We start from the raw sequence: 15,161 nt of genomic DNA on the forward strand, positions 1-15,161 counted from the left end.
CCTAGTGATTGTAGAGCGTGCCGGTGTTGACGATCGGCTGCGTCTCCCGCTCGCCGCACAGCACGACCATCAGGTTCGACACCATCGCCGCGCGCCGTTCGTCGTCGAGATCGACGATATTGCCTTCCGAAAGCTTGGCCAGCGCCATCTCGACCATCGTCACCGCGCCCATCACCAGCTTGGCACGCGCCGCGATAACCGCCTCGGCCTGCTGGCGGCGGAGCATCGCGCCGGCGATCTCGGCTGCGTAGGCAAGGTGGGTCAGCCCCGCCTCGTCGACGACAATGCCCGCTACCTTCAGCCGGTCGTTCAGTTCGGCGAGCAGCTCGCCGTTCACCAGTTCGCCGTCGCCGCGCAGCGTCGTCTCGCCTTCCTCGATGTCGTCGTAGGGATGGCGCGAGCCGACCGTGCGCAGACCCGCCTCGATCTGGATGTTCACGAATTCGCGATAGTCGTCGACGTCGAAGCTGGCCTGCGCGGTATCGCGCACGCGCCACACGACGTTGCAGGCGATCTCGATTGGGTTGCCGCGCTTGTCGTTGATCTTGATCCGTTCGGAATGGACGTTGTTGGCGCGAACGCTGACCTTCTTGCGGATCATCCACGGCCAGACCCAGCGCAGGCCGTGCCGCCGGTCGGTGCCGCGATAGGACCCGAACAGCGTGATGACCGCCGCCTGGTTGGGCTGGAGCATGTAGAAACCGCTCGTCACGAAGGCGAGCACCACCGCCGAAAGCACCAGTGCGACCGGCGAGGGTTCGGGCATCAGCGCGAATTGCGCGCCGATTGCCAGTGTCGCCGCCAGCGCGACGACCAGCATGACGTAGCCGCTGCCCGTGCGAGCCGCCGATTCGCGGCTGGTATCCATCGAATGCAGTTCCATGATTTCCCCCTTCGACGGCCGGTCGCCGCCTTAATTATGATATCATATTTATATCATGTCCGGGGGAGGAGCAAGCGATTCAGGCGTGGCGTCGGATCACCGTCAGGAATTGCTCGCCATAGGCATCGAGCTTCTTGGCGCCGATCCCCGGCAGGTCGGCCAGCGCGGCCCGGCTCTGCGGCCTGAACCCGGCCATGTCGCGCAATACCGAATCGTGGAAGATCACGTAGGGCGGCACGCCCAGCTCCTTTGCCAGCTCGCGGCGCAGTTCGCGCAGCGCGTCGAACAGCGCGTCGCCCACGGGGTTGAGCGCCTGGCTGCCGCCCTTCGCTCCACGCGGGCCGCCCTTCTCGCGCCGGGGCGGGATGACGAGGTCGAGCGGCTGCTCGCCCTTCAGATAGGCGCGCGCTTCCGGCCCCAGCATCAGCCCGCCGTGCTCGGTCGGCAGCAGCGCGCCGCGCACCAGCAGCGCGCGCTGCACCGGCTTCAGCAGCGCGACCTCCTCGCCGGAAACGATCCCGAAGACCGACAGGGAGTCGTGGCCCTGGCTGCTGGCCCGTTCGCTCGACTGGCCGGTCAGCACGCTCTCGATGTAGCCGGCACCGAACGTCTGCCGCGTGCGCGCCACGGCAGAAAGATACTTCTGCGCCGTCACCGTCGCGTCGACCGACTTGGGCGGGGCGAGGCAGTTGTCGCAATTGCCGCAGGTCTCGGGCGGGGTCTCGCCGAAATGGCGCAGCAGGATCGCGCGCCGGCAGCCCGCCGTCTCGACCAGCGCGCCGAGCGCGGCCAGCCGCGCCCGCTCGCCCTGCTGGCGCGCGGCGTCGACCTCCTGCACCCGCATCCGCGCCCTCGCGAAGTCGTCCGCACCCCAGAACAGGTGCGCGACCGAAGGGTCGCCGTCGCGCCCCGCGCGTCCGGTTTCCTGGTAATAGCCCTCGATCGATTTCGGCAGGCCGGCATGGGCGACGAAGCGCACATCGGGCTTGTCGATGCCCATGCCGAAGGCGACCGTCGCGCACATCACCATGTCCTCGCTCGCCACGAAGGCGGACTGGTTCGCGGCGCGCACGTCGGGCGCCAGTCCCGCGTGATAGGCGCGCACCTCGCGCTGGCCGTCCGACAACGCCTCGGCCAGCCGTTCGGTCGCGGCGCGGGTGGGGGCATAGACGATGCCGGGGCCGGGCTGCGATGCCAGCAGGCGGCGCAGCTGCTGGGTCAGCCCGTCGCGTGCGTGGATGGAATAGCGGATGTTGGGCCGGTCGAACCCGGCGACGATCATGCCTTCGGCCGGGATGCCCAGCTGGTTCAGGATGTCGGACCGGGTGTGCGCGTCCGCCGTCGCCGTCAGCGCCAGGCGCGGCACGTGCGCGAACTGGTCCATCAGCGGACGCAGCAGGCGATAGTCGGGGCGGAAGTCATGGCCCCATTCGGACACGCAGTGCGCTTCGTCGATGGCGAAAAGCGCGATGCGGCAAGCGGAGAGGAGATCGCGGAAATGCGGCTGGCTGGCGCGTTCGGGCGCGACGTAGAGCAGGTCGAGATCGCCGCTGCGCAGCCGCGCCACGGTTTCGGCGCGGTTCTCGTCGACGCTGGTCAGCGTGGCGGCGCGGATCCCGTTCGCCTCCGCGCTGCGCAACTGGTCGTGCATCAACGCGATCAGCGGGCTGATGACCACGCAGGTCCCGCCCAGCAGCGTGGCGGGCAACTGGTAGGTCAGCGACTTGCCCGCCCCCGTCGGCATCACCGCCAGCGTCGACTGCCCGGCCATGACCCGGTCGAGCACCTGCCGCTGCACCCCGCGAAAGGCGCGAAACCCGAACAGGTCGTGCAGCCGCACCAGCAGCGTATCGTCAGGCTCGGCAGGGTCGGTCAGCAGGTCGGCCATGGCGACCGGCCATGCCAGACTTGCCGCCCAAGGCAAAACCGGGGGCAGGGATAAGACGAGGCCAGGCGTGGATATCCCCGGCTGGACCGCGCCGCACGCAAGGGCTAGCCATGCGCCGATGAGCGAGCACGGCGACCAGAGCTTCGAACCCCCGTTCCGCCGCGTGCTGGTCACCGGCGCGGCGGGCTTCATCGGCTATCATCTCGCCGACCTGCTGCTGCGCGAAGGAATCGCCGTCCACGGCTACGACGGGATGAGCGACTATTACGACGTCAATCTCAAGCGTCGCCGCTGGCAGATGCTCAAGCAGCATCCCCATTTCACCGCGACCGAGGCGCTGCTGGAGGACATGGACGCCCTGTCCGCGGCGGCAGAGGCCTTTGCGCCCGACGCCATCGTCCACCTCGCCGGACAGGCGGGCGTGCGCTACAGCCTTGAGAACCCGCGCGCCTATCTCGACAGCAACCTCGTCGGCAGCTTCAACGTGATGGAGGTGGCCCGCCGCTTGCGGATCGGCCACCTGATGATGGCGAGCACGTCCTCCGTCTACGGCGCGAACGAGGCGATGCCCTTTGCCGAGACGGACAAGGCCGACACCCCGCTGACCTTCTACGCCGCGACGAAGAAGGCGAACGAGGCGATGGGCCATGCCTATGCCCACTTGTGGAACCTGCCGATCACGATGTTCCGCTTCTTCACCGTCTACGGTCCGTGGGGCCGGCCCGACATGGCGCTGTTCCAGTTCGTCGACGCGATCCTCGAAGGACGGCCCATCGACGTTTACAACCATGGCGAGATGGCCCGCGACTTCACCTACGTCGGCGATCTCGTGCGCGGCATCCGCCTGCTGCTCGACGTGCCGCCGGTGCGCCCCGCGCCGGGCGAGGCGATCCCCGCGGGCGACAGCCTGTCGCCGGTCGCGCCGTGGCGGGTGGTCAACATCGGCAACGGCGAACGGGTGCGGCTGACCGACTTCATCGACGCGATCGAGGCGGAACTCGGCGTGCCCGCGATCCGCAACCTGATGCCGATGCAGAAGGGCGACGTTCCCGCGACCTGGGCCGATGCCTCGCTGCTGCGGCAACTGACCGGCTATGCCCCCGCCATGCCGGTGCGCGAGGGGATCGCGCGCTTCGTCGCCTGGTTCCGCGACTACTACGGCAAGTAGCGCCGCCCGCCTCAGTCGCCGCGAAGCTTCGGTACGCGCGGCCGCGCGCCGTCCTTGATCGCCTCCATCGCGACGAAGGTGGAGGTGCTGGCGACATGCGGCAGGCTCGATATCCGTTCGCCCAGCACCTCGCGATAGCGGCGGATGTCGGCGGTGCGCACCTTGAGCAGATAGTCGAAGCTGCTGGCGATCATGTAGCACTCCTCCACTTCGGGCACGCGGCGGACGGCGGCGTTGAACTCCTCCAGCGCGCGTTCGCGGGTGTCGGACAGCTTCACTTCGGCAAAGGCGACATGGTCGAGATCGAGCGCGGCCTGGTCGACGATGGCGGTAAAGCCCTTGATCACCCCGCTGTCGATCAGGCGGCGCAGGCGATTCTGGCACGGCGTCTTCGACAGGCCGACCTGTTGCGCCAGGTCCGTCACCGACATGCGGCCGTCAAGAACCAGCGCCGCCACGATTTTTCGGTCGAACGTATCCAGATCGTCCGGATCGGGGCGTTTTGGCATCCGAAATCTCCGCTTGCTGACATGATTTAAGTCTTTTCCCCTGAGAATGCCACAATGAAAGGTCGGATCGACCTAACGGCGCGGGATATAAGGAGCGCATGGAATCCCCTGCCGCATTCGCGAACTTTGCGATGCCCATCCGCCCGGCGACTCCCCTCCGCCGGGCCATCACCGCCTCCACCCGCCGGCCTGAACGGGACTGCGTCGCCGCGCTGGTGGAGGCGGCTACCCTGCCCCCCGCGATGAAAGCCGAAATCGCCGCACTGACCGTGCGCCTGGTCGAGGCGTTGCGCCGCGACGGGCAGCGCGGCGGGGTCGAGGACCTGGTCAAGGAATACTCGCTCGATAGCCAGGAAGGCGTCGCGCTGATGTGCCTCGCCGAAGCGCTGTTGCGCATTCCCGACGATGCCACCCGCGACGCGCTGATCCGCGACAAGATCGCGCCGGGCGACTGGCAGGCGCACTTGGGCGAAGGGCGCTCGCTGTTCGTCAATGCCGCCACCTGGGGCCTCGTCGTCACCGGCAGGCTGACGGCCAGCGTCAACGACAGCGGCCTGTCCTCGGCGCTGACCCGGCTCGTCGCGCGGGCCGGCGAACCGGTCATCCGCCGCGGCGTCGACCTCGCGATGGAACTGATGGGCGAGCAGTTCGTGACCGGCGAGACCATCGCGGAAGCGCTGAAGCGCGCCCGCAAGCAGGAGGCGAAGGGCTTCGGCTACAGCTACGACATGCTGGGCGAAGCGGCGACGACCGCGGCGGACGCGGATCGCTACTACGCCGACTACGAACGCGCGATCCACGCGATCGGCAAGGCGAGCGACGGGCGCGGCGTCTATGCCGGTCCGGGCATCTCGATCAAGCTGTCGGCGTTGCACCCGCGCTATGCCCGTTCGCAGGCCGGGCGAGTCATGGGCGAACTGCTGCCCCGGGTGCAGGCGCTGGCGTTGCTGGCCAGGCAATACGACATCGGCTTCAACATCGATGCCGAGGAAGCGGACCGGCTCGAACTCTCGCTCGACCTGCTGGAAAGCCTCGCCGCCGGTCCGGCCCTGGCGGGATGGAACGGGCTGGGCTTCGTGGTGCAGGCTTATGGCAAGCGGTGCCCGGCGGTCATCGACTGGATCGTCGACCTCGCCCGCCGCACCGATCGCCGGATCATGGTGCGGCTGGTCAAGGGCGCCTACTGGGACAGCGAGATCAAGCGCGCGCAAGTCGACGGGCAGGCCGACTTCCCGGTCTTTACCCGCAAGATCCACACCGACGTGTCCTACCTCGCCTGCGCGCGCAAGCTGCTGGCCAGCCGCGACGCGGTGTTCCCGCAGTTCGCGACGCACAACGCCCAGACGCTGAGCGCGATCCATCACATGGCCGGGCCGGATTTCGCCATCGGCGACTGGGAGTTCCAGTGCCTCCACGGCATGGGCGAGCCGCTCTACGAAAAGGTGGTCGGCCCGCTCGGTCGCCCGTGCCGCATTTACGCGCCGGTCGGCACGCACGAAACGCTGCTCGCCTACCTCGTGCGGCGCCTGCTCGAAAACGGCGCGAATTCCAGCTTCGTCCACCGCATCTGGGACGACAGCGTGTCCCCTGCCGAACTGGCCGCCGATCCGGTCGATCTGGCCCGCGCGGTCGAACCGTTCGGATCGCCGCACCCGCTGATCGCGCTGCCCCGCGACCTGTTTGCCGACCGCGCCAATTCGGCGGGACTGGACCTTGCCGACGATCTGACGCTTGCACAGGTGAGCAAGGACCTGCGCGACGCGGCTCGGCACAGCGTCCGCGCCGCGCCGTCGATTGCCGGTCTCGGCGCCGAGCGCACGGCCCATGCCGTGACCAACCCGGCCGACCGCCGCGACGTGGTCGGCCACGCCGCCTTCGCCCTGCCGCGTGACGTGGCCTTTGCGATGAAGGTCGCCGCCGACGCCGCGCCCGGCTGGGCCGCAACCCCGGTCGCCGAACGCGCCGCCTGCCTCGATCGCGCGGCGGACACGATGGAGGCGGACATGCCGCGCTTCATGGCGCTCGCCATGCGCGAGGCGGGCAAGAGCGCGGCGAACGCCATTGCCGAAGTGCGCGAGGCGGTCGATTTCCTGCGCTATTACGCGGTGCAGGCCCGTACCACGCTGGCTGGCACGGTCCCGCTCGGCCCCGTCGTCTGCATCAGCCCGTGGAACTTCCCGCTGGCGATCTTCACCGGACAGGTGGCCGCCGCGCTGGTCGCGGGAAATCCGGTGCTGGCCAAGCCGGCCGAGGAAACGCCGCTGATCGCTCACGAAGCGGTCCGGGTGCTGCACGCGGCGGGCATCCCCGCAAGCGTGCTGCAATTCGTGCCCGGCGCGGGCGATATCGGTGCGGCGCTGGTGGCGGACCGGCGCACGCAGGGGGTGATGTTCACCGGTTCGACCGAGGTCGCCCGCCTGATCCAGCGCGAACTCGCCAGGCGCCTGTCCGCCGAGGGCGGACCGATCCCGCTGATCGCCGAAACCGGCGGGCAGAACGCGATGATCGTCGATTCCTCGGCGCTGGCCGAACAGGTCACCGCCGACGTCATCGCCAGCGCCTTCGACAGCGCGGGCCAGCGTTGTTCGGCGCTGCGCGTGCTGTGCCTGCAGGACGACATCGCCGACCGGCAGCTGGCGATGCTGCGCGGCGCGATGCACGAACTGGTCATCGGCAATCCCGACCGGCTGGCGACCGACATCGGCCCGGTCATCACCGCAGAGGCGCGCGATACGATCGAGGCGCACGTCGCCGCCATGGAGGCCGCAGGTTGCCGGGTCGATCGCCTGCCCCTCCCCGCGGAAACCGCGCACGGCACCTTCGTCGCGCCGACGCTGATCGAGATCGACGGCATCGACCGGCTGCGGCACGAGGTTTTCGGGCCCGTGCTCCATGTCGTGCGCTTTGCGCGCAAGGATCTGGCCCGCACCGTCGCGGCGATCAACGCTACCGGCTACGGCCTGACCTTCGGCCTGCACACCCGGCTCGACGACACCGTGCGCGCCGTCACCGCAGCGGTCGAGGTTGGCAACATCTACGTCAATCGCAACACCATCGGCGCGGTTGTCGGGGTGCAGCCGTTCGGCGGGCGCGGACTGTCGGGAACCGGGCCCAAGGCGGGCGGGCCGCTTTACCTGGGACGGCTGGTGCGCACAGGCTTTGCCGCAGCGCTGCCCGAGGCGCCGGTCGAGCTGCCCGGCCCGGTCGGCGAGCGCAACACTTACGCCCTTCATCCGCGCGGCGCGGTGCTCCTCGTCCCCGCCAGCGCCGATGGGCTGGCCGCGCAGCAGGCGGCGGCGCGAGCGGCAGGTTGCACCACAAAGGTCCTGCACGAAGGCGAGGCGCTGCCGGACACGAACCGCTGGGCCGCCGTGCTTGTCGAGCGTCCGACCCCGGAGCTGCTGACCCGCATCGCGGCGATGGACGGGCCGATCCCGCTGGTCCAGTCGCCCGGAGCGGACGGCGGCTATTGCCGGGCGTGGCTGTGCGAGGAGGTCTCGACTTCGGTCAACACCACGGCGGCGGGCGGCAACGCCAGCCTGATGGCGCTGGTCTAGGACCGGGCGGCGCGGGCCGCTTCGGCCAGCATCAGCGCGCCGGTCAGGCCCGAGTTCTCGCCCAGGCCCGGAGCCTCGATCCGGTGGCGCGCACCGCCGGGGAGGTAATCGTTCGAAAGGGCGCCCGCCCCTTCGCGCACGCGGTCGAGCAGGCCCGGCGCCTTCGTCACGCCGCCGCCCAGCACCACGACCTCCGCCGCGGTCATGGCAAAGAGCGAGTAGCAGAGTTGCGCGAGGTAGCCCGCGATCCTTTCGTGCGCCGGATGGTCGGGCGGCAAGTGCGACAGCAACTGGCCCCAGCGCGCGATGATCGCCGGCCCGCTCGCCAGTCCTTCGAGACAGTCGCCATGGATCGGGCAGTGCCCGGCGAAGTCGGTGTCGTCGACCGCGCGGCGCACGAAGACGTGGCCCATTTCCGGATGCGCCGCGCCGTGGACGGGCTGGCCGTTCAAGACCAGCCCGCCGCCGATCCCGGTGCCGACGGTGACGTAGGCGAGCGAGGACACCCCCCGCCCCGCGCCGTGCGCCGCTTCCGCAATCGCCGCGCCGTTGACGTCGGTATCGAAGCCGACCGGCACGCCCAATCCGCGCGCGAAGTGACCGGCAAGGTCGCAATCCGACCAGCCGGGTTTCGGCGTGCGGGTGATATGGCCCCAGGTCGGCGAAGCTAGGTCGAGATCGACCGGCCCGAAGCTGGCGATGCCCAGCGCCTCGATACTCGCCTGCCCCGCGAACCACTCCATCGCCTCGGCCAGGGTTTCGGCGGGCGTGCGGGTGGGAATGACGTGGCGTGCGGCGATCCCGGTCGGCGTCGGGCCGACCGCGAGGACGAACTTGGTCCCGCCCGCTTCGATGCCGCCGATCATGTCGCGGCCAGCGCGGCGAGCGTGGCCCGGTCGCCTTCGAGTTCCAGCCGCAGGATCGGGGCGGGCACCCCGCCGAAATGACGGTTGGCCTCGGCCACGTCGCCCGGCACCGGTTCCCCTCGCAGGCCCCAGAAATCGACAAAGGCCGAAACCTCGAGATCCCCGGTCACGAACCAGCTATAGGCCTGGAGCGGCTCGTCTTCGGGATTGCGCAGCACTAGGCCGCTACCGTTGAGGGGGCGATAGGGGCCGAACAGATCGTCTGCGACCATGCCGTAAAGACCGTTGGGCATCGTGCGAACGTCGGGCGCGAAGGTGAAGCGCTGGGTCGCCCAAAAGACGTAGTAGCGTCCGTCGTGAAACACCGCGTGGGCGCGTTCGAGTTCGTTGTTGACCCCGTCCGCGTGGATCAGCGGCGGCAGCAGATGCCAGCCATCAGCCTCTAGCCGGGCAATTCCGACCGCGCCGTTGTAATCGCTGCGCGCACCCGCGAGCGACCCTGTGAACAGCAGGTATTCCTGCCCGTCGGCAGGGTCGCGGAAATAGGCCGGGTCGCGGAATGCCTTGATCCGGCCCGCGGCGCCTTCGTGTTCGTCTGCGGGCATGTAGTCCGCGCACCCGGCGACGATGGACGGACGGGGAACGCTCCATCCCTGAGGCAGCCCGTCGGGGCCGATCGTGGCGTGGGCTTCGTAGAGCACCTGCTGGTAACCGCCCGCCCGCTCCGCCGTTCCGGCCGCGGTGAAGAACAAGGACACGCTCGTGCCGTCGCTCATCGCCGATCCCGCCCATTCGCGCTCGTAAGGCACGGGTTGGTCGGGAAGCACGGGTCCCAGATCGCGCCAACCGTCGGCGAGCCGTTCGAGCAGGCGCACCTTCGCTTCGAAATGACGGAGCGAGGGATCGCCCCGGGCGGGCGCGCTCAGCGCCATCCACAACTCGCGCCCCGCGATCGGCTGGGTTCGCCCATCGGCGCCGGCGACGGGCCACATGTCCCAGTAGATGATGCCTTCGGCAAGATCCGACCGGTCGATACCGGCGATCACCGGCACCGCCGGCGCGGCGGCGGGATCGCGGCTTTCGAGGTCTTGCGCCGTCCAGGCCGTGGTCATGCGGATTTCCCGTGTTTCTAGCGTGGATCTGGATAACCGAATCGGGCCGGCCGGCCAAAGGAGGGAGAAGCCGGCCAGCCCGATGTGGCCGCCTCGATCAGAAATCGAAGCGGACCGAGGCCGAGATAGTGCGGCCGTTGATGGAGCGGGCGCGAACGTAGTTGTCGACGCCCGCGACGATCGAACCTTCCTCGGATTCGGTGATGCCGACCGTGTTGAACAGGTTGTTGGCGTTCACCGAAAGCTCCAGCCCTTCCATCGGCCGCACGTTCACGAAGGCGTTGACCTGGGTATAGGCGGGGAAGACCAGCTCGTTGCTGTCCTGCGCGTAGGCCTTGGTCGTGCCGACGATGTTGAGGCCGGTGCGCACGATGTCGAATTCGAGCGCCGGGGTAACCTGATACACGAATTCGGCCTGGCGGCGCGGGGTGTTGCCTTCGTTCGCCGGGGTGATGTTGTCCTTGGCGATTTCCGCGTCGGTCCAGGTGGCGCCGGCGCGCAAGTCGAAGATGCCGCTGCGATAGGCGGCTTCGAGTTCGATGCCCTTGGCCTTGTAGGTACGGTCAAAGAAGCGCTGGCTGGTCGCCTCGAAGTTCTGCTCCTGCGTCTTGGCATAGAAGCCGGTGACGAAGAGACCGAAGCCGCCCGCGCGGTACTTCACGCCCAGTTCGTACTGGTCGACGAAGTCGATCGCGTCCTGCTTGCGGACCGAACCGTCGGGCTGGACCACGCCGAACAGCAGGCGGTCGGCATTGGCGCGTCCGCCGCGGCTGACCCGAGCGAAGACCGCGGCATCGGGATTGAACTGGTAGTTCGCACCCGCGGACCACGACCAGTAGCTGACATCGTAGTCGACCGGGCTGGTATTGGCGTTGTCGATCAGCGAAACGCTGCGTTCGACCGGCGAGATCGTGCCGTCGCCGTTCACGTCGAAGTTGGCGGCCTGCAGCGTGCCCGCGTAAGTGCCCTTGGCCGAGACGTTGTCGTAACGGATGCTGGCATCGAGCGTGAGCGCATCGAGTTCGGCGTTGACCGCGGCATAGGGCGCGTCGATGTCGTAGGTGACGTCGTAACTGCGCTGGCAGCAGTTGCCCCAGAAGGGCACGCCATAGGCGTAGAGGCCGTCGTTGGTCAGGACCGCACCGGTGACCGGATCGACAACGTCGACCAGCGCGGCATTGTGGCCGTCGACTTCGAGCAGGAAGCTGTCCCAGGTCCAGTCCATGTCGATCTTCTGCCGCGCCTTGTAGAAGCCCGCGGTGAAGGTGGCCGAGCCGAGGTCCTTCGAGACCTTGATGTCATTGGTGTAGTTGCCGAAATCGTTGATCTCGGTGTTGAACAGGTGGGTGCGCATCAACAGGCCGTTGGCGTTGTTGAACGGCTGTCCGGCGTTGTCGCCGTTGGCATAGACGAGGTTGTAGTTGCCCGCGACGCCGGTGAGGAGCTCGCCGACCGAATTGCCGATCGCAGCCGCGCCGCCGATTTCCGACGGGAAGGGCGAAACGAAGCGACCCTTGACGTCGGACCAGCGGAAGCGTTCCTCGATGGTCAGGCCGTCGGCCACCTCGAACTGCGCTTCGAGGCCGAGCGAGGTGACATTGGGGTGCATCCCGTCCTTGATGTCGGTGGTGCGATAGCGATTGTTGCCGTCGAGGCCCGAGGCGCTGGTGAAGTTGGCGCTGTGCGGGGTATCCGACAGGATGTCGAAGTTGGTGAAGGAGCGGTACTTGGGATCGGAGTTGCTGCCCGTGACGAGCATCGGCATCGGCAGGTAGCCGATCGCATGGTCGTTCAGATGCTTGGCATAGAGCTTGACGTAGCCGCCGTCGAACTCCTGGGTCAGGTTGGCCTTGATCTGGTAGCCGCTGTTGCCGTTGTACCCGGCATCGCGCGGGCCTTCGCCTTCGCGCCAGAAGCCGCCGACGTTGAAGCGGGTGTTCTCGCCCAGCGAAGCGCCGTAATTGAAGTCGAGCCGGTATTCCTCGTAGTCGAGGCCGACGGTCGCCATGACCGTGCCGCCGTCCTGGCTGCCGTCCTTCGAGATGAAGTTGATGACGCCGCCCGGCGAATTCGACGCGAGGGTCGAGGCCGAGCCGCCGCGCACCGCCTGGATCGAGGCGACGGTCTGGTCCGCGCGCAGGAAGATGTCGGCGTTGCCGAAGGCGATGTCGCCGAACTGCAGGACCGGCATGCCGTCCTCCTGGAGCTGCAGGAACTTGGCGCCGCCCGATGCGACGGGCAGACCGCGCACCGCGATGTTGGCGTTGCCGTCGCCGCCGGTCGATTCCGAACGGATGCCCGGGATCTGGCGGAAGATTTCGGCAGTGGTGCGCGGCGCGGCGTCGGCCACCGCTTCGCTGTCGAGCGCGCTGACCGAGATCGAGGTCTGCAGCTTGTTGGCCGGGCGGGCCGAGGCGGTGACGATGATCTCGTCGAAGCCGAGCGAATCGTCGTTGCTGCTGCTGGCGGCGGCGTCGGCAGGAACCGGCTCTCCATCCTGCGCCAGGGCGGGGGTGGCAATCGTGGCGGTAACCATCGCCGAAAGGGCGGAACCGACCGTCAGGGCATAACGCAAACGCATCTCATCTCTCCTGCTGGATCGCGCATCTTCCGTCGCGAGTCGCCACGTTGGGATACGACATCTGCAATCGTTTGCAACCGTAAACTTGCAAACGATTGCAAAACGGCGCGGTTCGTGTCACCCAAGACGCACGGACCGGCGCAAGGCCGGCTGTCTGGAAGAGGACCGCGCCAATGAAAACGGCTGCAAAACCGCGCCTTTCGCTGCTGCGAATCATCGAGATGAACATCGGCTTCTTCGGCCTGCAGTTCAGTTTCGGCCTGCAGCAGGCCAACATGGGTCCGATCTACGGATTCCTCGGCGCCGACGAGGCAACGATGCCGCTGCTCTGGCTCGCCGGCCCGATGACGGGGCTGCTCGTCCAGCCGATCATCGGCGCGATGAGCGACCGGACCAACACCAGGCTGGGCCGCCGCACGCCCTATTTCCTGATCGGCGCGGTGATCTGCACGATCTCCCTGTTCCTGATGCCCTATTCGCAGGCCCTGTGGATGGCCGCCTCGCTCCTGTGGATCCTCGATGCCGGCAACAACATCACCATGGAGCCCTACCGTGCCTATGTCGCCGACCGGCTGCGCCCCGACCAGCGCTCGATCGGGTTCCTGACGCAAAGCGCCTTCACCGGGCTTGCCCAGACGCTCTCCTACCTCGCCCCGACACTGCTGACATCGTTCGTCGCCAAGGACGTGCTCGACGCCAACGGCATCCCGGTCATCGTCCGCATCGCCTTCATCATCGGTGCGATCCTGTCGATCAGCACGATCGTCTGGTCGGTCGTGCGCGTGCCCGAACTGCCCCTCGATGCCGACGAACAGCGCGCGATGGCGGCCCATCCGCTGACGGTGCGGGGCACGTTGTCCGACATCGGGGCCGCGATCCGCGAGATGCCGCGCCCGATGCGCCAGCTCGCGGTCGCGATGCTGTGCCAGTGGTACGCGATGTTCGCCTACTGGCAGTACATCACCTTCGCCGTCGGGCGCGCACTCTACGACACCAGCGATCCGGCCAGCGCCGCCTTTCGCGACGCGACGCTGACGACGCAGCAGGCCGGGGCGCTCTACAACTTCATCGCCTTTGTCGGCGCGCTGACGCTGATCCCGCTCGTCGCGCGGCTCGGGGCGCGGCTGGTCCACGCGGTCTGCCTGACCGCATCCGGCGCGGCGATGCTGATGATCCCCGGCGTCGATACGCCCGCCGTCCTGTTCGTGCTGATGATCGGCATCGGCATCGGCTGGGCCGGCATGATGGGCAACACCTACGTCATGCTGGCCGATGCGATTCCCCCGCAACGCACGGGCATTTACATGGGCATCTTCAACATGTTCATCGTCATTCCGATGCTGATCCAGACGCTGACCATGCCGCTGATCTATCGGTCGGTGTTGGGCGGCGATCCGCGCAACGTGCTGATGCTGGGCGGGGCATTGATGATCGCGGGCGCCATTGCCACCTTGTTCGTCGATGCCGGACACCGCATACGTCGGAGCGAAGGCGCGATGGCGCATTGACCGGACAAGGGCGAGAACCGATGGCGAGATCGGATACCGATGGCAAACCGGGGGTCGGGCGGGCGCGCACGATCACCGATCTGGCACGGTTGGCCGGGGTCTCGGCGGGCACCGTGTCGCGGGCGCTGGCGGGCAACAGTCTCGTCAATGCCAAGACCCGCGACCGCATCCAAGAACTGGCCCGCGACCACGGATTCCAGCTCAACCGCGTCGCCAGCAACCTGCGCAGGCAGAAGACGGGCGTCATTGGCGTGGTCATCCCGCTCGGCCACGATCGTCGGCAGCAGGTGTCCGATACCTTCTTCATGACCCTGCTCGGCCACCTCGCCGACGCGCTGACCGAGGAGGGCTACGACCTCATGCTGCGCCGGGTCATCCCCGACCACGACGGAGACTGGCTCGACCGGTTCATCGGATCAGGCATGATCGACGGGGTGATCGTGATCGGCCAGTCCGACCAGTTCGCCCGGATCGAGGAAGTCGCCGCGCGCTATCGCCCGATGGTGGTGTGGGGCAACCGCGAACCGGGGCAGGTCCACTGCGCGGTCGGGTCCGACAACCGGCTGGGCGGACAGCTGGCAGCCCGGCGGCTGATCGAGGGCGGGGCCACCCACCTCGCCTTCCTCGGTGATCCCGAACCGATCGAATTCGCCGCCCGCTACGCCGGTGCCCGCGATGCCGCCGAGGCCGCGGGCGTGCCGATCGATGTCTATCCGACACACCTCTCGCCGGACCGGATGGCAGGGGAAATCACCGCGCACATCGACACCATCGTCGGCCGGGCCAACGGCATCTTCGCCGCGACCGACACGCTGGCCGTCGCGGCGCTGCGCGAATTGCGCGAACGCGGTGTCGCGGTGCCGGGGCGGATGCGACTGGTGGGGTTCGATGACCTGCCGATCTCGGCCCAGACCATGCCGCCGCTGACCACCGTGCACCAGGACATCGCCGCGGGCGCGCGCGGGCTTGTCGACCTGTTGCTTCGCCGGATCGCGGGTGAGGACGCGGCAAGCCTGGTCATGCCGCCCGCGCTCGTCGCGCGCGACACGGCCTGACACGCCCTGGCAAACGGGCGCAGGGCGGACCGGA

Annotated in this window: 10 protein-coding genes; 4 read left to right on the forward strand and 6 right to left on the reverse strand. The window is 68.1% G+C overall.

Annotated elements, in window-relative coordinates:
* Position 1: 1 nt before the first annotated feature.
* Together J2X37_RS06245 and recQ are read right to left on the reverse strand one after the other, a co-directional pair.
* Complete coding sequence (locus J2X37_RS06245; RefSeq protein ID WP_310018991.1) at positions 2–883, reverse strand: SPFH domain-containing protein; 882 nt, start codon at positions 881–883, stop codon at positions 2–4.
* A gap of 79 nt (positions 884–962) precedes the next feature.
* Positions 963–2,771: a DNA helicase RecQ gene (gene recQ / locus J2X37_RS06250; RefSeq protein ID WP_310018993.1), complete on the reverse strand. Its 1,809-nt coding sequence runs from the start codon at positions 2,769–2,771 to the stop codon at positions 963–965.
* Between the two features lie 118 nt (positions 2,772–2,889).
* Between recQ and J2X37_RS06255 the strand changes: the two genes are divergently transcribed.
* Entirely contained in the window at positions 2,890–3,939 is a 1,050-nt protein-coding gene (locus J2X37_RS06255; RefSeq protein ID WP_310018994.1) for an NAD-dependent epimerase/dehydratase family protein, read from the forward strand.
* A gap of 11 nt (positions 3,940–3,950) precedes the next feature.
* Here the strand turns inward: J2X37_RS06255 and J2X37_RS06260 are convergent, their stop codons facing one another.
* Positions 3,951–4,448, reverse strand: a complete 498-nt coding sequence (locus J2X37_RS06260) for an Lrp/AsnC family transcriptional regulator (protein ID WP_310018997.1) — start codon at positions 4,446–4,448, stop codon at positions 3,951–3,953.
* Between the two features lie 98 nt (positions 4,449–4,546).
* On the opposite strand from J2X37_RS06260, the gene putA reads away from it, so the two are divergent.
* Entirely contained in the window at positions 4,547–8,005 is a 3,459-nt protein-coding gene (gene putA, locus J2X37_RS06265) for a bifunctional proline dehydrogenase/L-glutamate gamma-semialdehyde dehydrogenase PutA (protein ID WP_310018999.1), read from the forward strand.
* On the opposite strand, the gene J2X37_RS06270 is transcribed toward putA, so the two are convergent.
* The 3 genes from J2X37_RS06270 to J2X37_RS06280 all read right to left on the reverse strand — a co-directional run bounded on the left by J2X37_RS06270 (position 8,002) and on the right by J2X37_RS06280 (position 12,564).
* Complete coding sequence (locus J2X37_RS06270; protein ID WP_310019002.1) at positions 8,002–8,871, reverse strand: ROK family protein; 870 nt, start codon at positions 8,869–8,871, stop codon at positions 8,002–8,004. The genes putA and J2X37_RS06270 overlap by 4 nt on opposite strands.
* The gene (locus J2X37_RS06275) at positions 8,868–9,983 is read right to left on the reverse strand and encodes a glycoside hydrolase family 68 protein (RefSeq protein ID WP_310019004.1); all 1,116 of its coding nucleotides are present in this window, start codon (positions 9,981–9,983) and stop codon (positions 8,868–8,870) included. The genes J2X37_RS06270 and J2X37_RS06275 overlap by 4 nt, the downstream gene beginning before the upstream one ends.
* Positions 9,984–10,080: 97 nt before the next feature.
* Positions 10,081–12,564, reverse strand: a complete 2,484-nt coding sequence (locus J2X37_RS06280; protein ID WP_310019006.1) for a TonB-dependent receptor domain-containing protein — start codon at positions 12,562–12,564, stop codon at positions 10,081–10,083.
* Positions 12,565–12,737: 173 nt separating this feature from the next.
* Between J2X37_RS06280 and J2X37_RS06285 the strand changes: the two genes are divergently transcribed.
* Positions 12,738–14,072 (forward strand): MFS transporter, encoded by a 1,335-nt coding sequence (locus J2X37_RS06285; protein WP_310019009.1) that lies wholly within the window; start codon positions 12,738–12,740, stop codon positions 14,070–14,072.
* A 20-nt stretch (positions 14,073–14,092) separates the two neighbouring features.
* Entirely contained in the window at positions 14,093–15,127 is a 1,035-nt protein-coding gene (locus J2X37_RS06290) for a LacI family DNA-binding transcriptional regulator (protein ID WP_310019011.1), read from the forward strand.
* The last annotated feature ends 34 nt before the right edge of the window (positions 15,128–15,161 follow it).

The organism is Croceicoccus sp. BE223 (assembly GCF_031457155.1).
Lineage (GTDB): Bacteria > Pseudomonadota > Alphaproteobacteria > Sphingomonadales > Sphingomonadaceae > Croceicoccus.